This window comes from Pantoea anthophila (genome assembly GCF_026104315.1).
Classification (GTDB): Bacteria; Pseudomonadota; Gammaproteobacteria; order Enterobacterales; family Enterobacteriaceae; genus Pantoea; species Pantoea anthophila.
Genome location: NZ_CP110474.1, coordinates 44,386 through 68,191, shown reverse-complemented (window position 1 = coordinate 68,191; position 23,806 = coordinate 44,386). Strand labels below are relative to the sequence as shown.

20 protein-coding genes are annotated in these 23,806 nt (G+C 54.6%); 3 read left to right on the top strand and 17 right to left on the bottom strand.

All coding sequences use genetic code 11. The annotated features are described in order from the left end of the window. Nucleotides 1-36 precede the first annotated feature (36 nt). From OJ965_RS20915 to OJ965_RS20900, 4 genes are all read right to left on the bottom strand, one after another. The gene (locus tag OJ965_RS20915) at nucleotides 37-3,081 is read right to left on the bottom strand and encodes an efflux RND transporter permease subunit (protein WP_154929187.1); all 3,045 of its coding nucleotides are present in this window, start codon (nucleotides 3,079-3,081) and stop codon (nucleotides 37-39) included. Beyond that, nucleotides 3,078-4,211 (bottom strand): efflux RND transporter periplasmic adaptor subunit, encoded by a 1,134-nt coding sequence (locus OJ965_RS20910; protein WP_265139342.1) that lies wholly within the window; start codon nucleotides 4,209-4,211, stop codon nucleotides 3,078-3,080. Before OJ965_RS20910 ends, OJ965_RS20915 begins: the two co-directional genes overlap by 4 nt. A 93-nt stretch (nucleotides 4,212-4,304) precedes the next feature. After that, nucleotides 4,305-5,474, bottom strand: a complete 1,170-nt coding sequence (locus tag OJ965_RS20905; RefSeq protein ID WP_265139341.1) for a sensor histidine kinase — start codon at nucleotides 5,472-5,474, stop codon at nucleotides 4,305-4,307. Then, a complete protein-coding gene (locus OJ965_RS20900) occupies nucleotides 5,471-6,166 on the bottom strand; it encodes a response regulator (RefSeq protein WP_154929189.1) in 696 nt (231 codons plus the stop codon). Before OJ965_RS20900 ends, OJ965_RS20905 begins: the two co-directional genes overlap by 4 nt. A 129-nt stretch (nucleotides 6,167-6,295) precedes the next feature. On the opposite strand from OJ965_RS20900, the gene OJ965_RS20895 reads away from it, so the two are divergent. After that, complete coding sequence (locus OJ965_RS20895; protein ID WP_154929190.1) at nucleotides 6,296-7,084, top strand: MipA/OmpV family protein; 789 nt, start codon at nucleotides 6,296-6,298, stop codon at nucleotides 7,082-7,084. A gap of 195 nt (nucleotides 7,085-7,279) precedes the next feature. Here OJ965_RS20895 and OJ965_RS20890 read toward each other — a convergent pair whose 3' ends face one another. Continuing rightward, the gene (locus OJ965_RS20890; protein WP_154929191.1) at nucleotides 7,280-8,161 is read right to left on the bottom strand and encodes an ROK family protein; all 882 of its coding nucleotides are present in this window, start codon (nucleotides 8,159-8,161) and stop codon (nucleotides 7,280-7,282) included. A gap of 316 nt (nucleotides 8,162-8,477) precedes the next feature. Between OJ965_RS20890 and OJ965_RS20885 the strand changes: the two genes are divergently transcribed. Both OJ965_RS20885 and OJ965_RS20880 read left to right on the top strand, forming a co-directional pair. Continuing rightward, complete coding sequence (locus OJ965_RS20885) at nucleotides 8,478-9,302, top strand: transcriptional regulator (protein WP_154929192.1); 825 nt, start codon at nucleotides 8,478-8,480, stop codon at nucleotides 9,300-9,302. Further along, on the top strand, nucleotides 9,299-9,796 hold the full coding sequence (locus OJ965_RS20880; protein ID WP_058957537.1) for a FidL-like protein: 498 nt from the start codon (nucleotides 9,299-9,301) through the stop codon (nucleotides 9,794-9,796). Before OJ965_RS20885 ends, OJ965_RS20880 begins: the two co-directional genes overlap by 4 nt. Nucleotides 9,797-9,900: 104 nt before the next feature. On the opposite strand, the gene OJ965_RS20875 is transcribed toward OJ965_RS20880, so the two are convergent. The 12 genes from OJ965_RS20875 to OJ965_RS20820 all read right to left on the bottom strand — a co-directional run bounded on the left by OJ965_RS20875 (nucleotide 9,901) and on the right by OJ965_RS20820 (nucleotide 23,778). Beyond that, on the bottom strand, nucleotides 9,901-10,374 hold the full coding sequence (locus OJ965_RS20875; RefSeq protein WP_009093199.1) for a hypothetical protein: 474 nt from the start codon (nucleotides 10,372-10,374) through the stop codon (nucleotides 9,901-9,903). After that, a complete protein-coding gene (locus tag OJ965_RS20870) occupies nucleotides 10,367-11,242 on the bottom strand; it encodes a winged helix-turn-helix domain-containing protein (RefSeq protein ID WP_265139340.1) in 876 nt (291 codons plus the stop codon). The genes OJ965_RS20875 and OJ965_RS20870 overlap by 8 nt, the downstream gene beginning before the upstream one ends. Nucleotides 11,243-11,438: 196 nt before the next feature. Continuing rightward, nucleotides 11,439-11,777: a hypothetical protein gene (locus tag OJ965_RS20865; RefSeq protein WP_009093197.1), complete on the bottom strand. Its 339-nt coding sequence runs from the start codon at nucleotides 11,775-11,777 to the stop codon at nucleotides 11,439-11,441. A gap of 646 nt (nucleotides 11,778-12,423) precedes the next feature. Further along, complete coding sequence (locus OJ965_RS20860; RefSeq protein ID WP_154929193.1) at nucleotides 12,424-12,861, bottom strand: DcrB-related protein; 438 nt, start codon at nucleotides 12,859-12,861, stop codon at nucleotides 12,424-12,426. Nucleotides 12,862-12,909: 48 nt separating this feature from the next. Then, nucleotides 12,910-15,072: a peptidase domain-containing ABC transporter gene (locus OJ965_RS20855; RefSeq protein WP_154929194.1), complete on the bottom strand. Its 2,163-nt coding sequence runs from the start codon at nucleotides 15,070-15,072 to the stop codon at nucleotides 12,910-12,912. Between the two features lie 24 nt (nucleotides 15,073-15,096). After that, on the bottom strand, nucleotides 15,097-16,356 hold the full coding sequence (locus OJ965_RS20850; protein ID WP_265139339.1) for an HlyD family secretion protein: 1,260 nt from the start codon (nucleotides 16,354-16,356) through the stop codon (nucleotides 15,097-15,099). A gap of 14 nt (nucleotides 16,357-16,370) precedes the next feature. Beyond that, the gene (locus OJ965_RS20845) at nucleotides 16,371-17,606 is read right to left on the bottom strand and encodes a TolC family outer membrane protein (protein ID WP_265139338.1); all 1,236 of its coding nucleotides are present in this window, start codon (nucleotides 17,604-17,606) and stop codon (nucleotides 16,371-16,373) included. Between the two features lie 106 nt (nucleotides 17,607-17,712). Beyond that, nucleotides 17,713-18,273 carry a LuxR C-terminal-related transcriptional regulator gene (locus OJ965_RS20840; protein WP_167432355.1) on the bottom strand — a complete coding sequence of 187 codons (561 nt, stop codon included), beginning with the start codon at nucleotides 18,271-18,273 and terminating at the stop codon, nucleotides 17,713-17,715. Nucleotides 18,274-18,362: 89 nt separating this feature from the next. Next, the gene (locus OJ965_RS20835; RefSeq protein WP_265139337.1) at nucleotides 18,363-18,989 is read right to left on the bottom strand and encodes a fimbria/pilus periplasmic chaperone; all 627 of its coding nucleotides are present in this window, start codon (nucleotides 18,987-18,989) and stop codon (nucleotides 18,363-18,365) included. 76 nt (nucleotides 18,990-19,065) lie between these two features. Further along, nucleotides 19,066-20,409, bottom strand: coding sequence for a fimbrial protein (locus tag OJ965_RS20830; RefSeq protein ID WP_140923727.1), 1,344 nt, complete (start codon nucleotides 20,407-20,409; stop codon nucleotides 19,066-19,068). An 8-nt stretch (nucleotides 20,410-20,417) separates the two neighbouring features. Next, nucleotides 20,418-23,003, bottom strand: coding sequence for a fimbrial outer membrane usher protein (locus OJ965_RS20825; protein WP_265139336.1), 2,586 nt, complete (start codon nucleotides 23,001-23,003; stop codon nucleotides 20,418-20,420). Then, complete coding sequence (locus OJ965_RS20820) at nucleotides 22,981-23,778, bottom strand: fimbrial biogenesis chaperone (RefSeq protein ID WP_265139335.1); 798 nt, start codon at nucleotides 23,776-23,778, stop codon at nucleotides 22,981-22,983. The genes OJ965_RS20825 and OJ965_RS20820 overlap by 23 nt, the downstream gene beginning before the upstream one ends. Nucleotides 23,779-23,806: the final 28 nt, after the last annotated feature.

Below are 23,806 nucleotides of genomic sequence, written 5' to 3'. Positions count from 1 at the left end.
ATGTCAGGCGATCCCGCGCGATCGCCTGACACCGTTTCAGCGCGACCGGCGCTGCATTAACAGGCTTAACGCGGCGGGCAGCACGGTGAGCGTCACCAGCGTTCCGCTGACCAGCCCCCCGATAATCGCCAGCGCCATCGGTCCCCAGAAAACCTGATGGGCGATGGGGATCATACCGAGGATCGCGGCGCAGGCGGTCAGCAGAATAGGCCGCGCGCGGTGATGCGCTGCCTGGCGGATGGCCTCACCGGCGGCCAGCCCGACGCGGGCATTGGCATCCACTTCACTGATCATGATCACCGCATTGCGGATGATGATACCTGCCAGTGCAATAATCCCCAGCAGCGCCACAAAGCCCAGCGGGGTGCCGGTCGGCAGCATGGCGGAAACGATGCCGGGCAGGCCGAAGGGGGCCATGCTCAGCGCAAGCAGCATGCCGGAAAAGCGTTGCAGCTGAATCATCAGCAGGACCAGCATGGCGCAGAGCGTCATCGGCAGCAGGGCAAAGACCGAACTGTTGCCCTTGTCCGACTCCGCTACCGTGCCCGCTTCCTCAATCGTGTACCCGGCAGGCAGGGAAGCACGCAGGGCGGCGATAGCCGGTGCCAGCTGTTGAGAGACCGCTTCCGCCCGCTGGCCGGGGGCGATATCCGTCTGCACCGTGATGTAGGGCAGCCGCTGACGCCGCCAGATCACCGGATCATCCACGCCCCACTTCAGGGTCGCCACCTGGCGCAGCGGGATCTTCTGACCGCTGGCATTGGTGATCATCAAACCCGCCAGCGTCGCCGTATCCTGCCGCTCCGCGTTATTGCCGCGTAACACCACATCAATCAGCCGGTTGCGGTCGCGCAGTGTCGTCACCACGCTGCCGGACATCAGCGTATTCAGGGCACGGGCTATCGTCCCGGAGGAGAGTCCGGCCGCGCGGGCTTCGGTCTGATTGACGGCCAGCGTCATGACGCGCTCCGGTTCTCCGGCGGTCAGATTGACCTCGCGGGTCAGCGGTGAGCGGGCAATCAGCGCCGCCAGCCGGGACGCCGCCAGCCGGACATGACCATAATCCGATCCGGTAAGGCGGTATTTCAGTGGCCAGCCAACCGGCGGTCCCAGCTCCAGCGGCGAGACCCGTGTGGTGATATCACTGAAGTTCTCAGCGAGCCTGCTCTCCAGCCTGCGCTGCAGCCGGTCGCGCACCGTCAGGTTTCTGGCGACCACCACCAGCTGCGCGATGTTTTCATTCTCCAGCAGCACATCCATTGGCAGATAGAAACGGATGGCACCCGACCCTGCGTAGCTGCTGAAGCTGGCGACATCGCGGTCATGGCGCAGCACCTCTTCCAGCTGTGCGGTCCGGCGCGTGGTTTCAGCCTGCGTCGCACTGGCGGGAAGCGTGAGGCTGACCAGCAGTTCGGGGCGGTCGGACGCCGGGAAAAATTCACCCTGCATAAACGTGGTGGCGTACAGGCTGACCAGCAGCACCGCCAGCGCCGCGCTCACCGTCACGCCCCGATGACGCAGAATGACTTCCAGCAGCCAGTGATAGCCGCGCATCAGCACGCCCGGTCGCGGGTCGGCATGATTCAGTTTTGCCGACAGCAGCCAGCAGCCGGTAAGCGGAGAGAAGATCACCGCGACGACCCACGAGCAGAGCAGCGCCAGCGCGATCACCACAAACAGCGAGTAGCAGTACTCGCCGGCGCTGGAGGCGGCGAACCCGACCGGAATGAACCCGGCGATCATGACCAGCGTGCCGGTCAGCATTGGAAAGGCGGTGGTTTTAAACGCCCAGGTGGCGGCCTGCCACTTACTGTCACCCGCTTCCAGCCGGGCCACCATCGCCTCGACGGTGATCATGGCGTCATCCACCAGCAGCCCCAGTGCGATAATCAGCGCACCCAGCGAGATGCGCTGCAGTCCGATACCGGCCAGCAACATGCCGGTAAAGGTCATCGCCAGCACCAGCGGGATCGCCGCCGCCACCACCAGTCCGGCGCGCAGCCCCAGCGAGATAAACGACACGGCTAACACTATCACCACGGCTTCGCCCAGAATTCGCACAAAACCGCTGACCGCCGTTTTTACCACCGCAGACTGATCGGCAACGCGGGTCATGGTGATGCCGTGCGGTAACTGACCAGCCAGCGTCTGCATGCGCTGATTCAGCTGCTGACCAAAGTCGAGCAGGTTGCCGCTGGCGGCCATGGAGACGGCCAGCCCGATAGCGGGCACGCCATTGACCCGGAACGTCGGGGCGGGCGGTTCGGCGGGTTGCAGGCTGATCGTCGCGAGATCGGTCAGCGGGATAAAGCGATCGCCGATATGCAGCGTCATCGCCTGCAGGCTGTCGACGGAGGTCAGGGTGCCGCTGACCCGCAGCGCAATACTCTCGCGGTCGGTGCGCAGGCTGCCCGCCGGGACGACCTCGTTCTGCGCGTTGATGGCGTCGCTGACCTGCTGCAAATCGAGACCCATGCCATTGAGCTTTTGCGGAGAAAAGGCGATAACCACCTGTTGCTCCTGCACACCCAGCAGCCGGGTTTTGCCAATGTCGGGCAGGGTCGCCAGAGCGCGCCGCAGGTTATCGACGCGGTCGCGCAGCTCACGGGCGCTAAAGCCCTCCGCCGTGAAGCCATAAATCGTGCCGAAGGTGTCATCAAACTCGTCGTTCACCGCCGGACCCTGCACGCCCTGCGGCAGAGAGGTGCTCACATCCTTCATCTTTTTGCGCAGCTGATACCAGATGCCCGCGACCTGGGACGGCGGCGTATCGTCACGCAGATTGACATAGATGACCGTCTGCCCGGCGCGGGTCTCACTCTCCACCGTATCGAGAGAGGGGAGTTCCTGCACCTTCTGCTCCAGCACGTCCGTCACCAGCTGCACCATGGTATTAACGTCGGCGCCCGGCCATTGGGCAGAGACCACCGCGGTTTTGATGGTAAACGCCGGATCTTCATTACGTGACAGATGTTCATAGCTCATCACGCCCGCGGCCATCACCAGCAGCATGAAAAAGACCACCAGCTGCTGATGCGCCAGCGCCCAGCCAGAGAGGTTAAAGCCAGCCGGTTTTTTCATGGTTCCTCCTGCGCAGGCAACACTTTTTCGCCAGGCTGCAGGGTGGCGACACCGGCGGTAACGATGCGCTCGCCCGACTGAATACCGGATGCGACGAAGATCTGCTGAGCGTCAAAGCGGGCCAGCACCACCGGGCGAAGCTGCAGACGGGAAGCCGCATCCACAACCAGCAGCGCCGGCTGGTCGGCTAAGCGCGTCAGGGCGCTGGCGGGCAGGGCGATGACCGGCGGTTGCGAGTCGGGCAGGGTAACCATAACGGTGGCACCGGGCGCCATCGCCTCGGGCGGCTGATTCAGCGTGACACGCAGCCGCCAGGTGCGGGTCTGCGGGTCAGCCTGCGGACTGATGTCACGGACCGTGCCGCTGGCCTCGATGCCGGGGTCGGCAAGCAGCGTCACCTTCAGCGGTGTGCGATCAGCGATCTGCAGCCGCTCGGTCGTGGTCAGATCAAACACCGCATCGCGAGCATCCCCTGCGGCCAGCGTCATTACGCTTTGTCCGGCGCTGACCACCTGACCCGGCTGAACCGTGATAGCGGTGATCAGGCCCGCAGCAGGAGCCGTCAGTTGGGTCCAGCTGAGGCTATCCTGAGCATTTTTCAGCGCCGCTTCGCTACTGAGGCGGCGGGACTGCGCGCTCTGCCAGTCCGCCTGGGCACTGTCCAGCTGGCTGCGGGCGATAGCACCGCCGGGCATCAGCAACCGCATCCGATGCAGATTCAGCGCGGCGACCCGCTCCGCAGCCCGGGCGCTGTCGAGATCGGCCCGGGCGCTGCTCAGCTGGTTACGCGTCTGATCGTTTTCCAGCGCCGCCAGCGGTTGCCCGGCACTGACCCGATCGCCCAGTTCAGCCGTGCGGCTGACGACCCGCCCGTCAAGCCGGAAGGCCAGGGTAACTTCGTCATGCGCCCGGATTTCACCGGTCAGCCGCAGAGAGGCCGCACCGCCGGGCGGCGGCGCGGTCACGGTTTTTACCGGGCGGGGCGGAGCTGGCGGCGGGGCCGCACTGTTATCGCGGCAGCCGGTCATGATCAGCACCCCGGACAGCACAAAGACGAACGGCACCACGAGGTGAACAGAGAAGAGGTGACGCCACATCTGGCGGGCAGCATCAGATAAGAAGTCTGTCATAGCCGGGTTCCTGTAATGAGTTGTGCTCATTGAACCCGGCCCATGTCCAGAAACGTTCCATGAACCATCAAGAAATGGTCAAGTCAGAACAATTTATCGATCCGGGAGTGTTATCCGAATCAGCAGGCCGCCGTCGGCGGGTAGCGAGGCGATGATCGTCCCGCCGTGCGCGTCGACAATGGCTTTGGCAATGGACAATCCCAGTCCGCTGCCGCCGGAGTGGCGGGCGCGTGAGGAGTCGGCGCGGGTAAAGCGGTCAAACAGCTGTGGCAGGAAGTCCGGATCCACGCCCTGACCGTAATCGCGGAAGGTCAGTATCGTGGCTTGGGCGTCCCGGCTGGCGGAGATGAGCAGCTCACCGCCGTCCGCCGCGTAGCGCAGCGCATTTTCGCAGAGGATGGTCACCACCTGCCCCAGCCGGAACGCATCGGCGCAGAGCAGCAGGTTGTCAGGGGCTTTCACGCGGAGGGTCAGGCCTGCCTGCTCTGCCTGCGGCAGCAGCCAGCCGGTGCGCTCACGCAGCAGCTCGGCGGGGTTAAAGCACTCCGGGTTCAGCGTAAGCTGCCCCGCATCCGCCAGTGACAGCAGATGCAGTTCGTCAGTCAGCCGGCTCAGTTGTGTCAGCTGCTTCATGATCATCGCCAGCTGCTGGGGGTCGGCCGGAAAAACGCCATCCAGAATGCCCTGCAGACGGCCCATCGCCGCCGTCAGCGGAGAGCGCAGTTCGTGCGCCATCGCGACGTGAGAGGCGCGCAGCTCGCGCTCGTAACGCGCCAGCTGCTGTGTCATCTGATTAAAGTCTTCGGTAAAGCGCACCAGCTCCTGCGGAGCCGCGTCAACAACCGCCGCCGGGCGGCCAAACTCCCCCTGCGCCACCGCACGCGCCGCCGTTGCCAGCTGGCTGAACTGTGCGGAGAGCGGACGCGCAAAGCGCAGCGCGATCAGCACCATTAGGGGAATGGTGACCACGACCAGAAGGATGACGGTCAGCCAGTCAGAGGAGGCCAGCGACGGATCGGAAAAATTGATGCCCCAGTATTGATCGACTATCTGATGGAAGCGCGCCGGATCGCTGGCGGGATGCTGGCGCAGCCGGGTGAACTCCTCCACCAGCGCGGGGGGCATCCGGTGGTAGACCCAGACCGCCTGCACCGCAAATCGCAGCCACATACAGAGGGCGATCAGCACTACGCTGCCTATCGCCAGCAACAGGACCCGGATGCAGATCCAGCGCCACAGTGAGGTGTGGGTTGCGTTCTTCATGGCTGTCTGAACCGGTAGCCGACGCTGCGCACCGCCGGCAGTACATCAGAGATGCCGGCGGCTTCCAGTTTGCGGCGCAGGTTGTAGACATGGGTATCGACTACCCGCTCCAGCGCATCACTTTCCGGCAGGCAGTGCTCCAGCAGAAACAGGCGGGTAAAGGGACGCGTCGGGGCGCGCATCAGCGTGACCAGCAGAGAAAATTCGGTGGGCGTCAGATCGAGCCGGTGTGGGGCAGCGCTGTCACCCTCCACGACCGCGGTGAGCGCCTCGGGATCGACTGTTAAACCAGCCCAGCGCAGGACCCCGGCCGCGGCCGCGGGCGGCTGGCTGCGGCGCAGAACGGCCTGCACGCGCGCCACCACTTCACCGGGATGATAGGGTTTTACCACATAGTCATCGGCCCCGTAGCGCAGCGCACCGATGCGATCGGGCGCGTCACCCATCGCCGTGACCATGATCACCGGGGTATCGTCACGCCGCCGGAGCGCCGCCAGCACCTCGGTGCCGTTCATGCCGGGCAGCATGATATCGAGCAGGATCAGATCGGGCTGCCAGCGTCTGGCCGCCTCCAGCCCGCCCGGTCCGTCACCGGCTATCGTAACCGCATAGTTTTCACGTTTCAGATAAGCCTCAAGGACGCCCGCTGCATCCGCGTCATCTTCAATAATCAGTACACGTTTTTCCTGCATTTCCGGACCACCTTGACTGTTTCTTCATAAATCCCTGGCCGTTCATTGATACGCGCCTCGCATACTCACCTCCGGTGACGCGGTACTGACTCCCCAGCTCCGCACCGGATGTGATAATGAGGAAACGTGATGATAACCGGAAAAATAACGCTTCACATGGTCTGTTTGTCGCTGGGTTTCAGTGCCGCCGCCGCGATGGCCGAAGAGAGTCCCACGCCGCCTCCCAGCATGACGCTGGGCATTGCTGGCATTAACGCACCGCGCTACAGCGGCGCAAAGAGGAATCACTGGCAGGTGATGCCGGTGATTCAGGCGCGCGACGGGGCGTTTTTTCTCGATTCGCAAAAAGGTATCGGCTATGACCTGCAGGCGGATAACGGACTTTACCTTGAGCATACGCTGGGCTACGGGCTGGGCCGCTCAGACCGGAACTCCTCCTGGCGTGACGGGGATGACCGGCTGCGGGGAATGGGAAATATCGACGCGACGGTCAATACCGCGCTGGCGCTGGGCTGGTCTGTGACGCCGTGGCTGGTGCTGGAGGGGAAAGCGACGCTGCCATTGAGTGACAGTCAGGGCGTGCAGTACCGGACGTCGGTCACCCTGATCCCCTGGCAGACCGCGGACGATACCGTGGCGCTGCAGGTGGCCGGTCTGTTCGGTGATGGACGCTACATGAACACCTGGTACGGCGTGAACAGCCAGCAGAGTGCGCGCAGCGGGTTTGCACGGTATAACGCTTCAGGGGGATTCTACGGAACGGACGCCAGCCTGACCTGGAGTCATCAGCTGACCCCTGCCTGGGCAGCCAGCGTCACGGGTGACTACAGCTGGCTCGATAAATCTGCCTCCGACAGTCCCCTTGTCGCACGGCACGACGGTGCCGGGGTCACGCTGGCCCTCAGCTACACCTTCTGAGCCACATGGGAATAAGCGGGATGCGCAGTCACCGTGCTCTGCTTGTCGCGCTCATTCTGTTATATCTGCTGGTCTTTACCCTGACCGGTGCTGCACTGAGCCTGTTTGATGCGCCGGAGCCGGGCCGGCGCGACAGGGAGGCGACAGAGAGGGTTGGGCGTCTCCTTTATCCTGACGCTGTCTGTGACCGGTCAGCTAATTTTTCTGTGGCTGGCGCTGGAGGAAATTCCATGTTGCACCCAGCATGCCGGAGTCGTTGCCGTAGGTGGCCGCATCAATGCGAATATCAATCTGATACTTTTCCAGCTGCTCAGCGAGTTCTTCAAGGAAAGGTTCCCGCGCCGTAATGCCGCCGCCGATAAATATCATCTGCGGATCAAAGACGCTGAAGAGGTTATATAAACAGGCCGCGAGATCCTGGTAGAATTTTTCCACCACCTGCTGCGCCATTTTTTCCTGGCGGTCGCAGGCGTCAAACACATCTTTGCCACTGACGTCGTCGACAGGCCGATCGGTGAGCTGACTGTAATTCTCCCGCAGGGCGGTCATGGTACAGCTCTGGCTCATGGTGTGGCGTTCAATGTCGCTGCTGGTGGGACGTGAGGTCAGCAGACAGCCAAACTCACCGGCCCGGTTCCGGCCACCGCGAATCAGCGCACCGTTGCAGAAAGCGGCTCCGCCCAGCCCGGTTCCGATGGTCAGCATCAGGAAGTCGTTCAGTTTTTTCGCTTTGCCCAGCCAGTATTCCGCCAGCAGGGCACAGTGCGCGTCGTTTTCCACCGTGGCAGGCAGGGATGTTTTCTCCGTCAGCCACTGGCTCAGATGAAACTGGTCAAAATCACGGATGGTACCGCCCATCTCAATAAAGCCTTTATCGGGGTCGATATAGCCTGGCGTACTCACGGCGATACCTTCACAGCCGGGATTCTTCTCCAGCCAGCCCACTATTTCTTCCAGAATTTTGTCCCGCGCGTTGTGGGAAATGTCGGCGCTTTCCTGCGTCAGAATGTTTCCCCGATCGTCCACCACGCCCATTTTTAAAGAGGTACCGCCAATATCAAAAGCTGCAATATTCATCAACGTTCTCTGAAATGATGTTGGTGCGATTAATTGTAGTGTTGAAATAAAATCGCAGGCGGCCGGGCAGCCGCAATTTTGTCAGGAAAGGTACAGATTTATAAAGCTGCCGGAACAGGGCGCCATGAGCGAAGCGTTAATAACGGAAGGTGCTGCTATTAAGTAAGCGGTGCGGAGAATAGTGAACATTCCGGCGGCGATGTTTCTGTTAAGCGAATGTTTTCGGTATTAATTTACCGGATTAACCCTGCCTGGTGCTTCTTCAATCCAGCTGAATTATACTGTCAGCAATGAGCGCAAATTCAGTGATTTCTTAATGATTTACATTATCGATGACCAGATTACGTATAATTCAGATGACTGTACGCTGAGCCATATACCTACTCAGGAGTCGCTGAGCCTGAGTATCTCTTCCGGCCGGTTGTTTGAGCAGCTGCTGAATTCTGGCGGAGAAATCCTGTCGCGTGACACCTTACTGACAGAGGTGTGGGACCGGTATGGCCTGCGCGGATCTAACAGTAATCTGAATCAGTATCTGAGTATTCTGCGCAGGGCGCTTGCGGCCTATGGTTGCCAGAATCTGATAATGACCCTGCCGAAGATTGGCATCCGACTTAATCCGGAGATCAGGATTGTCCGGCAAACGGCTCAGCCGGTGGCGGTGTCTGATATCGCGCCGGAGCCGGTAGCGGGCACAGACACCGATGCGCCGCCGGATAACGTCACCGCGCCGGAACCCTCTCTGGCTCCGGTCGCAAAGCCGATGCGCAGGACCCGACTACTGAGTGTGGCTCTGATTCTTCTGGCGATATTCATCGTTGCCTTCAGCTTTTACATCTTCATCCATCCTGCGCAGAAGAATAGCGGGCTGACCACTGTGTCACTGGCGGGCGGCTGTGAAGCGGTACTGCTGAAAGGCCTGGATGTGGTAGAGCGCGAGTCTATTGATCAACAGATTCTGCAGATGCTCCGGGAGAATAATCAATCCTGCAGCGCCGGACGACGGATCTATTTCGATAAAAACACGGCGTTCACCACCACGAACTACGGCAGAACGATGCTGTCAGCCTGTAATCTTGATGAGCGTGGGCACATCATTTCCTGTGACAACGTTTATTATCTCGACTGGAGAATGAATTGAAACGCAGCGCCACTCTTACGCTGACGGCAACGCTGGCCATATTGCTACTGGTTACCTTTGCAGCCATCAATTTTTATCGTCATCAGGAAACTGATTTGCCGTTCCGATGCTCGGCGTTCAGCCGCTACGATCTCAGTCGTCAGGAAGGGAAGAAAGTCGAGTTTGCGGTGTCGCAGGATTTGCGTTTTATTGATGCGCACTCCGGTTATCTGTTACTCAACGGGCAGGTCACGCTGGGAGATAAGGTCACCACGCTCAATCGCCGTATTGCACTGAGCGAGGGGGGAAAAATAGAGAGCGATACTTATCGCTATAAAATTAAATCGATTATCACCTCAACCAACGATACCACCCCGGATGCGGTATTCAATCTGTTGCTGGCGGAGATCACGCTGGATCCGACCTACCTGCAACTGGATGTGCGCCAGGTGGATCAGCAGGCCTACCTGATTAGCGGGCCGCTCTCCTATCTGTTTACCTGCAAGCGTTACTGAATGAAGGCAGGCCTCTGCAGGGGCCTGTTAAGCGTTGAAAGCGGACGTTAGGCTTATGCCATTTTGTGTGTATCCGCTCTTCCCTGCATCGGACAAAGAGGCTGTTATCCTGATATCGAATTGCAGATATAGGTCGGGATAAAATTGACCATAAAAAGAAAGTTTTTGTTCTTCTGCCTGATGATTCGCATATAAACTTCCTTCTCAGAGGCGATGAAAAACCGCGAGAGATACTGGCTGATCTCGTCATCACTGAGATTGTCATCCGGTAGCCTGATGTTTTTTTCAGCGGACATATAATAGATATCACCATTGCGTTGCAGGCTGAAGGAGACTTTACGATTAAACACCTTTCCAGGATTCATTTCTGAATAGCCGGTGATATGGGCTAACGCAAAGTTATCGCGAATCATATAGTTGAGTGACAGATGATAAATGTCGTCACTGTAATGTTCTACTAAGTTTGCAACACAGTTAAAACTTTCTGTGGGACGGCGCTGCAGATAGGGGTAGGCCAGAAAAGACGCCTCCATTAAAATTACGATACCCGTTAGTACGATAAGCGTTTTTTTAATCACCCGGATTCAATCCTCTGAAATGATATTCTGAAATGCACTGATTTTTCTGGCTCATCGGTTTATTGCAGCGAATGACTGAGGTTCTGGGCAGGAGCGCATAATGCGTCACATAGACCCAGGGATAATGGCTGCAGCTGCTTTTCAATTTTTCAACCAGAGAAAGCGTTTTCTTTTTCTCCTCTGAACGGGCATCTTTGTCGGCAATATAAACCCGGCATCCATTGATATCTGCCAGAAAAGGGTACTCATCAAAATGGACGCGGGGCGCATCTGATGCGCTGTTAGTTTTCAGAATTACCATCAGCAGAATCAGTGCGACCAGGCTCATGGTCCAGAGTAAAACCGCTGGCAGGAAAGATTTCAGCGGTGCTCCCGATTCCTGCCGGGCAGCGTGCGCCACCAACGGCTCGCCCGGTTCAGTATCCGCTGAGGGTGGCAGGCTCATCTCATCATAAGGTTCTTTCGCAAAAGTATCTTCATCTCTGGAGTGCGTGTTTTCCTGACTGCCATCAACGTGCGTTTCACTACTGCGTTTCTTTATATCTGTTCCACTGGCCAGTGTCAGACCGACACGTGGGATTGTTACGACAGGATCTTCCGCTAGCCCGACCTTTTTTAAACCCTTCCGCAGAATAGAAATATTCTGATAAAAGGTATTGGGAGAAACCAGCATCCCATTTTTCTCCCAGACAATCTCCATAAACTCCTGCTGCGTAATAATCGTGTCATTTCGTGTGATTAATAATAAGAGGCAGCGGCCTGCCGGAGAATTGAGGACTACACATTTTTCTGGATCGTTCAGATTACGCAATGTACTGGCCGCAGGATGAAACTCAATAAATCCATTAATGATGTAGTGATTATGCATCAGGCTAAACTCAGCAGAAAAATCTGAGTCTAGCTTTTTTACCCCCTTATTGTTACCTCCAATCTGTGCGACATTTTAAGATTCCATTTTCATTTGGGAATTTTATAGAGTCAGCGTCACAACGCAGCCCGCTTTTACCGGACATAAAAAAAGGTGCAGAATGTTCTGCACCTTGTCAACGCCAGTCATATAAGCATCAGATCAAGCGGCTTGCCGCATTATCCTGGAAGGTGCCGTTGAAAGCGTTAGTGATAAACTGATTGACCAGTGCATATACTGACTCTGAATCATTCCAGCCCATAATTGCACCGGCGACAGCACCCGCCGCGGCACCGATCATGCCTGCACCCAACATACCCACCAGCTGGCCAATGGCACCAATGCCGAGGATACCGCCACCGTCGCCACCGTGCATGCCGCCGATGGTGGCACCCGCAGCGTAGCCTGCCGCTGCCAGCAGAACGCTGCTGGTGAGTGATTCCCATAACCCCGCACCCGATACGGCATCAATTTCCATCATGCTTAAATCGCGCATTATTATTTCCTCAGATTAATTTTAAAGTTAAGCCATGTCTTATCTTCTCATTTGAGAAATTAAAATATGACTTTTCATAGGCTGTTTTAAAATGACGGCAGTGACATGCTGTCTTGTTTCAAAACAGGTAAAGCAGGCATTTTTTATTACAGCATGCCTTTCTGAATTATTATCCTGTGCTACATGGATAACCTATCAGGATTACACATTCAATATTCTGACGATTAAGTGAATGGCTTAGCGCTTCTCTTTTTATCTCTTATCCGATTAATTTTGCTGCGGCGTTATGCCGTTATGCTTCAGTCAGGAAATGAGCTGGCACGGGTTCGTCAGCGACTTTACGCCCGTTGAGTGATTCCCGATGATGACGACGACCGCAACATCCCTTGCAGATATCAGCAGAACGCGGTTGAAGCATTCCTCCTGAATATTCAGCGGTGCAAACGTCAGCTTCCGTGATACTGAAATCACGCACGGTCACTTCCTGACCCTGTCACTGATGGCAGGTGGTGTTATTAATGTTAATTTTCGGCGTTAATTATGCATTTAACCTGAAGCCTCTTAAATAGAATTACTTCTATTTTTAATTTCTTTCAGCTTTTGTTTTTGTATCTGGTATGGCCATTTTAAGATCCGTGTTAATACCTCAGGTGTTGTTAAGCGCAAATGACTTTACGCAATGTTCCAGCCTGTGCATCTCGTTCTTCATGGATACTTCATCAGGGTAAATTGACGTGAAGTTGATCGTAACATTATCAGCCATCAGACAGGCATAGGTTACCTGCCAGACTCGCTGACTACCGCCCTGGCCGGTTATAAAGCTGTAAATCACCTGGAAAGTTTTCGTAAATGCATGGCCATCATTGACCTCTTCCATTTTTACCAGGTTGAACTGATTAAATATTTTTTCGGCATTACTGACCTGTAAGGCAATATTCTCGCCAAGGGTTTGTCCTTCAGCAAGCCGGTCGCGGTTGATGGTGATCTGCTGGCCGGTTCTGAATGCCACAACATTAATTGTCTGAGTTCTGACTTCTTCGTCAAATTTAAGCGTGCCTTCCAGGCAGATTAGACTGTTTTTCATATTCACTCCTTGGTTTCAGGGCTGGGCAGCACTTAACAGTGCCATCTGTTAATTTATTTCCAGCGTCACCTGTGAGGCGTTCACTAAAGCTGCAAACTCTGCTTTGGTGATTTCGGTCACGCCATGGCGGTTGATTTGGATAATGCGGTCTGCGCTCATGATCGTTTCCGGCCGGTGTGCGATGATGACGCGGGTGATGCTCATGTGCTTTATCGCATCATTGATGGCACTCTCTCTGGCCACATCCAGATGACTGGTGGCCTCATCAAGGATAAGCAGGCGCGGCTGGCGGTAAAGCGCGCGGGCGAGGATAACCCGCTGCACCTGCCCTCCGGAGAGAGACGAACCCATATCGCCCACCATGCTGTTGTAGCCCATAGGCATTGCCATAATGTCGCCATGTATCTGGGCGATACGTGCTGCCCACTCGACCCTGGCTTTATCCAGGCTGGCATCAAAGAAACTGATGTTATCCATGATGGAGCCGGCAAACATCATATCGTTTTGCATCACGCTTCCGATTAGATCGCGGTAATGCGTCATTCCCAGTTTTGTATGGTCGATACCGTTAATGCTGATCATACCGGCGTTCGGTTTGAGCAGTCCGAGCAGCAATTTTGCCAGCGTCGTTTTACCCTGGCCGGAGGGGCCGATGATGGCGACAGATTCACCGGCCGCAATGCTCAGGCTGAAGTCAGAGAAGATCTCTTCGTCAGTGGCTGAATAACGGAAGGTCATGTCGCTGATATCCAGACGCACCGGCCCTGTTTCTTCCGCCAGCGCGATGTGGCTTTCCATATTCTGCTCTTTCTCCGTCAGGACAATATCGGAGAGACGTTCACCGTGTAAGCGGAGCATTTTGAATTCGATCAGCGCGTTGATCAGGCCCGCAGAGCGAGAGATAAACTGATCGGAGAACGAGATGAACGCCACCAGCATCCCGCTGGTAAAGTTACCGTCCAGTACCTGCGCCGCAGCCAGCCAGATCAGAACAATTTTGCCAACGCCGGAAATTGTCCCCTGCAGCGTGTTGAATCCAATCGAGAGTTTCTGCGTCGTAATCCCTTTGTTTGTCGACTCCACGGTTTCATTGGTATAGGTCGAAACGCGCAGATCCTGCTTATTGTTGAGCTTGATCGCCTGCACGCCACGGATCGATTCAAGCAGCTGTGACTGCACTACGGCGGAGGCCATCAGCTGATTCTCATTCGCCTGGCGAAAGGGCTCGAATGAGATCCAGCGAATCAGTGCATAAAGCAGGAACAGGCCAACGACCACACAGGTCAGGGTGGCGTTATAGGTGAAAATTACGCCGAGGGTGACCAGCGCCATTACCCCGTCAAAAACAGACGAGATAAAGCGGCCGGTAAGCGTGCTCTGAATATTGCCGATGGACCCGAAGCGAGAAAGAATGTCGCCAACATGACGTTCTTCAAAGTAACTGAGCGGTAATCCCAGCAGATGGGCGCACAGATTAGATGACCACTGTACGCTCAGCATGCTGGAGAACCAGGTCGTAACCCAGCTTCGCAGTGCTGAAATCAGGTTCTGAAACAGGGTGATGCAGATAAAGGCGACACCGAGCAGCGTCAGCAAATCACGGTCCGCAGAGACCAGCACCTGATCCATCACCCACTGCATGTAAAATGGCGTGATGATGCCAAAAAATTCCAGTGCCAATGACAGTAAGGCCACCTGCACGAACGCAGAGCCAATTCCGGACACGTTACGGATCAGGCTCAGCATGGAAATCGATTTTTTCTCGTTTTTCTTCTCAAAGGTGGCGCCGGGATAAAGCTCCAGCGCGACGCCAGTGAATGAGGCGGAGACTTCATCCATCGGCACTTTGCGTATGCCACGCGCCGGGTCATGAATAATGAGCCTGTTTTTAGCGATGCCTTTCAGCACGACAAAGTGGTTCATCTCCCAGTGCAGAATGCAGGGCAGATTCAGTTTGTCCAGTTCATCCAGTTCGAGGCGAACCGCACGACAGCCCATGCCCATGCTCTGTGCGAATGACATCACATTCGCCAGCGTGCTGCCTTTAAGGGAGGTCGGGAAGCGCTGGCGCAGCGAGACCATATCGGTGTGATGACCATAGTAGCCGGCAATCATGCCGATACAGGTCAGGCCACATTCAGCCGCCTGGGTCTGACGTAAAACGGGCAGTTTCTGGCGAAATGACAAATTCAGTTTGTGAAATAAATCCATAGGTAACCTGATAAGATAATGAAATTATAAGGACGTCATTTTGCCCAATGCGTTTAATGGCTCCAGAACCCACTCGTAGAGGCGTCGTTTATCGACGATAAAGTCTGCCTCCAGCGCACTGCCCGCGTGCAGGCTGCTCTGCCTGCCGTAGGCCTGCACCGTCTGCTTATCCAGCGCCACTTTCACCTGATACATCGACTCTTTCACCTGACCATCGCCGGTCAGGCTGGCGACTTCCTGCGGTGACAGGGCCGACTTTGAAATTTCCAGCACGGTGCCGTATTGCTGGCCGAACTTCTGCCATGGGAAAGGTTGATAGCGCAGCACGACACGCTGACCTGGCCGGATAAAGCCGATGGCGCGGCTGCTGAGCATAATCCTTGCCTGCAAACGCGCGTTATCCGGCAGCATCATCGCCACGGTCTGACCCGACGTGACGATCTGTCCCGGTTTGACCAGCACGGCACTGACGGTGCCGTTTTCCGGCGCATGCAGCTCAATCGAACGACGGGATTCGTTTTCCATGATCGACTGCGTGATCCCGGAAAGCTTTTGCTGCAACTCGTTTTTCTGCTGGTTATAAGAGAGGGGTTGCTCACGCAGCTGTTGCCGCGCCTGAGCCAGTTGCTGGCGGATATCAATACGCTGACGTGCGACATCCTGTAAACGCACGCTGGCATCAAGCAACTCATTCTGCTGCTGTTCTACCTGCGTATTGGAGGCGTAGCCCTCTTTGCGCATGGCGCTCATTTTATTGAGTTGTGTTCTGGACAGCTGAATCTGCTGGGTGCGCTGGCGAAAAATAGTCTCCAGTTCAGCCGATTGCTGGCCGAGTAAACTGACCTTTTCCTCAAGAGATCTCAGCGTTTCGGTGTGCAGTTGCTCAAGATTGGTCAGCTGATTTTTCAGCCCTGCTTGCTGAAACTCCAGCTGGGCCGCAATCGCCTCGCGTGTCTGGCCATAGCGTGTTGAAATTTCCGATGAGACGGTGGCGATCAGGCTGCCCTTTTGCAGGCTCTCACCTTCACGGGCGGGCAGAGCGATAACCGTGCCGGTGCTCATCGCTGTAATCGTCATCATGCCGTTTTCCGGTACCAGTACACCCTGCGCACTTTCACGTTTGGTGTAAGTGCCAAAGATGCAAAAGGCGATCATGACGGCAACCAGCAGTCCGATCAGCGTGATGACAACCCAGCGGAAAGGGGGGCAATACAACGCAACAGAGCCCAGGACTTTAGTTTTCCTGGCATCCAGCGCTTCCTGGCGAAATAAGTCGTTATTCATCTATTCGATTCCCGTTATGCCGCGCCACAGCTGAAACTTTTCATCGCGGCGTAGTCGAGCGAGCCAGTGGCCGTTTTTAGTTTGACGATTGACTGGATGAGCGCGTTCTGCGCCTGTGCCAGATCCTGCACGGCCTGGAAATAATCCTTTTCTGCATTGAATTCATCGATCAGGGTGCGCTGACCGATTTCCCGGCCATAACGGGTGGCACTCAGGCGTTTGTCTGCTGAGGCGATTGCGCGTTGACAGGCTTTAATCCGGGACTGGCTGTTATGCACACCGGACGCCGCCTGAATGGCCTGCTGTTCCGCTTTGCGTCTGGCATCGGTGATCAGCTCTTTGCTCTGTTCGAAGCGGTGCGCCGCTTCCAGACTTTGTGAGACAGGGCCACCCCCGCCAAACAGGGGGATCGAAACATTAACGCTAATCTGGGTGTTATCAGTTTTAGAGGTGGTGCCAAAAAGCGTGTCAAGATAGTTGCCGTTTTCTGCCCGACTCCAGTTCTTGCCGTACCCAGCCTGCAGGGTGACGACCGGCATATGACTGGAGGTGGCGGACAGAATGTCTGTCTCACTGGCTTTGTGCGTCTGAATAGCGGCAAGTACGTCGAGGTTGTTAGCAGCGGCCTCGCGTTTCAGTTGTTCAGGAGCGAGCCTGTCGGGAAAGCGCACACAGCGCATGCTGCTGTCTGGGATGCTCCGGGGATCCCTGCCAGTAAGCTGACGGAAAGCAAGACTGGCATCGTTCAGATCGTTTTCTGCCACCAGTTCGTCTGCCACGGCTTTATCATAGTTGGCCTGTGCTTCAGCTAAATCGAGCCGGGTGCCGTCGCCTATTTCCAGCGCTTTTTGTGTCTGTTTAAGCCGCGCACTGAAGGCAGCAAGAATGCGATGACTGGTTTCCAGCACGCTGCGTTGATAAAGCACGTCGTAATAAGCCGTGGTGACACTGGCGATCATTTTCTGCTGTGCAATAAGCAGATTGACATCGGCCAGATTGCTAATCACCACGCTTCTGCGCCAGGTGGCATACTTTGCCATATCAAAAACGGGCTGTCTCAGATTGACGCTATAATTGTGGCGGGTGACACCGGCAGAATAGGCCGCATCCGGCTGATCCGTTTTAACCCAGGTACCGTCAATGGAGATTGCCGGCAGTAATCCCGCAAAGCCCTGATATTTTTTCTGCCCGTCGGCATCATGTTCACTGCGGGCAGCGTTCATTTCTGCATTATAACTGTTTGCAGCCATCAGCGACTCCTGAAGTGACAGCGCACCGGCCTGACCGGACAGCAATAATCCTCCCGCCAGCGGGAATAAAAATTTTTTCAGCATGAGATTCCGAAATTAATACGAATTAAAAAAATGCGTTCTGGTGCAGAAAGCGCAATAGCTCTGTTTCATTTCTCAGATGTAGCTTATTCATGGCGTTTCTTTTTTGTGTTGAAATAGTACTCATTGCGCGACATTTTTTAGACGCTATTTCTGACAGCGAATAACCCTCCTGAATCAGATTGATGACCTCCCACTCCTTGGGTGTTAAATCCGTGCACTCCTCCTGAAAATGTTCATGCACAGAGCGGGAAATATAGGTTTCTGCAGACGATGCAGGCATCATGCTTCTGAGTGCGTTAACCAGCTCCTGCGGGGTATCCTGCAGACTGAGCATGATGTTTACACCCGCATCAAGCATCTTTTTCAGCAGCACAGACCGCATGTTCTGAGTAAAACAAACAGTAATGATGTTTTCATTGCCACACAGTACGCTGAGCACCTTTTTGATTTCTGTCTCCCGGAACGATCCATCAAACAGACAGGCGGAATTGATAATAATCACGTCGATGCGATTTTCTTCTGCGGCCTTCAGTAAACTTTTTACATCAGGAAAATGGTGCAGATTAAATTGCGTGTTATTCATTTCCTGCCGGAGGAACGAGGTAATTAAATCGTATGACATATGATACTTATGAAAATAGATCATATTTATTGTTTTGTGTGTAGTGTCTTTCACTGGCTGCTCAACTCTCTTTTATAAGGTATATGCTTGCCGTAATCATCGATTACTGTCCAGTTCAGGGTGTGATCGGCACTTATCTCTTTTACCGCAAGGGTGAGAGACGAAAAGGGTGCAATCATCTCTGCTTTCAGTGGTGTTCTCCCAAGCGTGATACTCCCTAATGTCATGTAATAGGGTGTTGGATTTTTCACGGTCAGTTGTGCATGTTTAGTTTGTGTCTGGCCGAGGATAAACCGTAATTTTTCACCGACATCTTCTTCCGGCTCCTTTAAACCGGTCGGGCGGATAAATACTTTTAAACGGATGCGTAGCGGCAAAATTACTTTCTTCTCCAGCACCGACTTCTGGGCAGTATTTGGTGGAATCTGATAAATGTTCAGCCAGTACAGACGCTCGCGGTCTGCAGGCATCCCTTTGCGGGAAATGAGCATGACACGCAGGTTGCGCGATTCACCGGGGGCCAGTTTAAATAGTGGCGGCACGACGACAAGGGGTGTACTGATGCGATCGGGCGGACTGAGAGGATCGTCATCATCGCTCCAGACCTGTACCAGTGCCGGGGATCTGACAGAATTCACCACGGTAAGAGACTCCGCCACGCTCTTTTCATTGAACACCAGCCGACTCTGGGTGCTGTTAACTACCGCGCCGGCCGGGCCAGCACTAAGAGTCAGCGCGCTGGCTAATAGCAGGCTACTGCAGACTGACAAGAATCTGTGCCTGCGCATTGACCGATCCTCCCTGTGCGGTTTGTCCCGGAAGTTGCTCAAGGGACGCCGTAAAAACACCGGCATAGGATTTATCGCCTTTAAGCGATAACCCGGTTTTACTCAGCAGTTCCGTAAATCCGTACCAGCCCGCTTCTGAACCTGTGCCCGTTATTGCATTACTGGACAACAGGTTTAACGCCCTGCTTCCAGCATAGATGCGGATGCCAACACCCTTTGCAACGCCTTGTGTGCCGTAGTTATTGTCGAGTAAATGGCTGATGCCCCCGGCACTCGTTTTCAGCCCGAGGGCATCAGCCTGAGCCAGTGCCGTTGGTTGTGTCACCAGAAAACCCATCGCGACTGGCGGTTTTGAATCGCTGGATTCAGTACCTGAAACGGCCCCTTTTTCGCAATTAATCTCCACGCTGAAGGTATTGCTACTGGTCATGCCATTACTCAAGTCATTGGCGCTGATGGTCGGCAGGGTTACAACCTGGTCAAAATCCCCAACGAGACAATTCTTTCCCTGTATGACAGTGGTGTTACCGCCGCGCATACTCCAGACTGCTGAGGCATACCCAGAGCTGGGTGGATAGGCAACTTCACCTGTTTTATTGATATTGTTTATAAAGGGTGTTCTGATCGCTATATATCCCTGCGGAACGGTTATTTGCCCGAAAGCATTTCGCGTAGGGAGGCCGAAATCGTCGTCACTTTTGATCAGTTCGAAAGTCGCGCTACTGAACGATGATGCCGGGATATAAATATGTGAACCTACAGTAATGTAATCATCAGCGGTCAGTTTTCGCTCCTGCCATTCACTCTTGTAATAGAGTCCGGTTTTCAGGTTAGTTATGCGATAGGCGATATGCTGTGCCGGTGTCCGGTATCCCCCCTCAACATCACTCACGGCTTTACCACCATACTCTGCCCCATATGAGGCAGCCAGGGCATAAATTTCATACAAGCTGTCCGCGTCGGACAGTGCACATTTATAGACAATCTGATTGGCTTGATAGGCGACATTCAATCCTTTCGTCAGAAATGGCATGTCAGCAGAGGCCAGCACGGTTCCGGCTGGCGCAAGTGAATCCGCGCCAGTTCCGATACTGATTGCCCCAAAGTCAAGCTTCGCACTTATGGCATCCCCTGTGCCCGTACCCCATGACTTTGCAATATAGCCCCGATTCACCACTTCCTGCGGCAGTTCGTTAAACCGATCACCCGCCTTAGTTATCTTGTGACAAATCGCCTGTGCCGCGGGCGTACACACTATGAAAGCGGATGCGAGCAGCCAGATTTTGAGGCGGCTATGTGCTGTTTTCATCTTCTTCCTCACTGAATACAGGTGCCGTTTAAATGAACAAAACTGGCATCATCAATTTTTTTAGAGGGCAGCTGATAGTTGATCCGGCAGGTGTTACTGCTCCCCCAACTGACAAACAACGTGCCAGAGGCGTTGGGAAGACGGGCGTAAATCTGCCCGTTCTGGCCTGCCATCCCAAGGCTGTTGCCCTGGCTGTCTTTAACTTCTGCACCCATCGGAACAGGTGTGCCGTCAGCCTGCGAGGCGAGAATCAGTGCCGGCGTACCCGTCAGGGTCTTAAAAGCTATTTTGGGTACGCCACCATGCACCGGCACCACGCGCACGTTACCGCCTTCGAGTTCAACATCCTGAGAGATTGAGCTGCCGTCGAGGCTGATGGTGTTATAACGGTAGGGAGCCAGCGATGGCATGATGGCGTAGCCAAAGGTATCGATCCTGGCACCCTGACCGTTGTTGATGCGCGCGCCGCTGGCACCTTTTGCTTCAATCAGTGCAAAGGTGTCGCTGGCGTAAGGACCATAGGTGATACCGCCCCCGTGGATGGCCAGCGTGCCCGATGTGCCCAGCCCAAGCTGGTGATAATCATCACTGCGGGCATAAGAGGCGCGAATGGCACCCAGGCGCGTCCGTTCCTGTACGTTCGTTCCCCAGCGCATCGCATGGCTTTTTCCCTGAGATACATCACGGTATTTGTCGTAACTGGAATAGAGGGCGTAAGTAAAATCGCTCTCCTGGCCCGCGGAACCCGACAGGGTGGTCATTGCCGATGAAGTCGTTTTATCTCTGGTCATATCCAGAGAGACGGTGGAACGGCTATCACGCCAGTCCAGCGGAAGGGAAAAACCCAATGAGATGACGTTTTCTGTGTATTTCTGATAGCGGTTAGCATCGTAATCGCTGTCGTAAACGCTATAGACGTCTTTGCTGTTCCAGCTGGAGCGTTGCCGGCTGAGGTTAAGGTTGTAACTTACTTTCTTCCACATATTGTTGTATGAAAGCTGCATCTCTGAGATACGTGAGCGATTGTGATAGTAGTCAGTGCTGCTGCCGCTCAAAGACAGGGTACCGTAGTCACCCATGTATTGACTTACCGTCGCAGAGAAGCGATTCCGCTGTCTGAGCGTATCGGAGTAGTAGTCCGCCCCACCATTCTGCTGACGACGAACGCCCAGTACATCTTCCAGATCGCGATAACCGGAAGTCGAGTAACGATAGGCTGCCAGCACCAGGTTCGTTCTGGTGGGGAAACTCTTGCTGTACGATGCCTCTGCACGCCAGCCGCTTCTGGTAATGTCGTTTTCTACCCTCGCATGTGACCAGGTGGTGTTGAGTGACAGCGCGCCAACTGGAGAGGCGTAGACGCCACCAGCCAGTAAAGCCTGATATCCATTTGCGAAGCGCGCCCCGGTATTGGTGGTAAGACTGTTACTGAGACCATACTGTAAAACGGCCTCAGTAAAGGTGTTCTGGACGGAGTAAAAGTTCCTCACCTTCCCGGCGGCAAACTGATAACTCAGATTACCCGGCCGCATTGAGCTCGGCACCGCAGCATAAGGCACAGTGAAAAAGGATGATTTGCCGTCAGCCTCGACGATCTGTACTTTCAGGTCGCCCTGACTCTTGGTGTTATATAAGTCGTCAATAATAAATGGGCCTGGCGGGACCTGAGTTTCATAGATTACGTTACCGGCCTGGCTTATCAGTACACGGGCGTTGCTGGTAGCGACGCCCCGGACTTCCGGCGCATATCCGCGACGTGCCTGAGGCCACATACGCTGGTCGGTCGCGATCTTCACACCGTTGAAGGACATTGAACCAAACATCGTGCTGTCAGTGTAGGCATCACCGACCACCAGTTCGCTGGAAAGAGAGGGCAGGGGACGCTGTACCCAGGTGCGTACAGCATTCCATTTGTACTGATCGGTGCTGACGCTGCTGTTCATATAGCGGAGGTTGGCCTGATGACGTAAATGCCACATGCCCAGGTTACCCCCTGCGTTGATCATGCTCCAGAGATAGCTGGAGTGCGTGTCGCGCAAAATATTGCGGCTAAAGCTGGAGCTATGACGTAAAAAAAGCAATGGAGCTCCCGCATTCCATTCAGAGGTCGGGATGTAATCGCGTGGCTGGCGGTTCAGCAGAATCTGCGGGATCAGAAAATCAAGTGTCAGCGTGGACTGGCGGATATTCCAGTTACCCTGACTGCTGATCTCTGACAGAAACAGACACTGCGATTCAGCCGCTTCTTTCAGGCCGGTCTTCAGCTGCAACAGTTTGACCATGTCGGCATCAATACAGGGTTGCGCACTTTTATCGGCGACATCTTTCCTGCGAAAATTCACCGCCACCTGACTTTTTATTATTATGCCATTCAGGCTGATATCCAGAAGCTGTTGACCTTCAGGAATAGTGATCTGTTTTTCGTTAAATTGCTTAAGATCTACGCCTTCCTCAAAACCGGATCCTGCCAGCAAACGACTATCAAAATGGTATTCTTCGGCATGAGCAGTCTGTGTCAATAAAGCCGCTTTTACAACGCAACTGAGTATAGCCAGACGAGGATCTGTTTTTTTATTTTTGAATTGGAAACTCATATGTCACCGTTGCCCCATAATCATTCACTAAGCCTATTTCTATTCCCTGGGCGCTTTTTGTTAATTTCTGTTCTGTTAATGGCACATCAACAGATGAAAACGGCGCGATCATCGGTGCAGTCTCTTTTGCGACTCTGTTTCTGACAACGACTTTGGTTAGTGAAACATAATAGGGTGAACTATTGGTGATGCGTACGCTGGGCGACGATACGTTACTGAATGTTAAATATTCAGAAATGTGATGGGTGCTGATTTTAAGGCCTTTTGGGCGGTAAAACAGTTTCAGCCTGTTCTTTAATAACAACATCATCTGATTGCCTTTGTCACCAGAAACATTGCCTGGTGGGACCTGAAGAAAATTAAAATAAAAAACGGATTCACGATCCTGGGGTAATGAATTTGCACCCGTGAAGAAAATGCGCAAAACCTGACCATCTTTAGCGGCAATTCTGAATGTCGGTGGGGTGACGATGAACGGCGCTTTGCCGGTGGCTGGCGTAGATTCTTCGTCACCATTGTCCAACCATGCCTGGATTACGTACGGGAAAGCATCATTATTTTTCAGTTTTACATCGACCGATTTTTCGTCAGAGGGATAAATAATGCGAGATCCCGTCATAACAACGCTGGCGAATGCTGGCGGGTAAATAACAAGAGACAGAAGGAGTAATAGAATGGTACGCAATGATGAGTGAATGATAAGCAATCGAGGCATAATAACCATCCGTTGAAATTTTACTACCAGACCCTGGATAAAGTAAGTCAGGCCATCCATGGCCTGATTAAATCCACTTATAGATTAA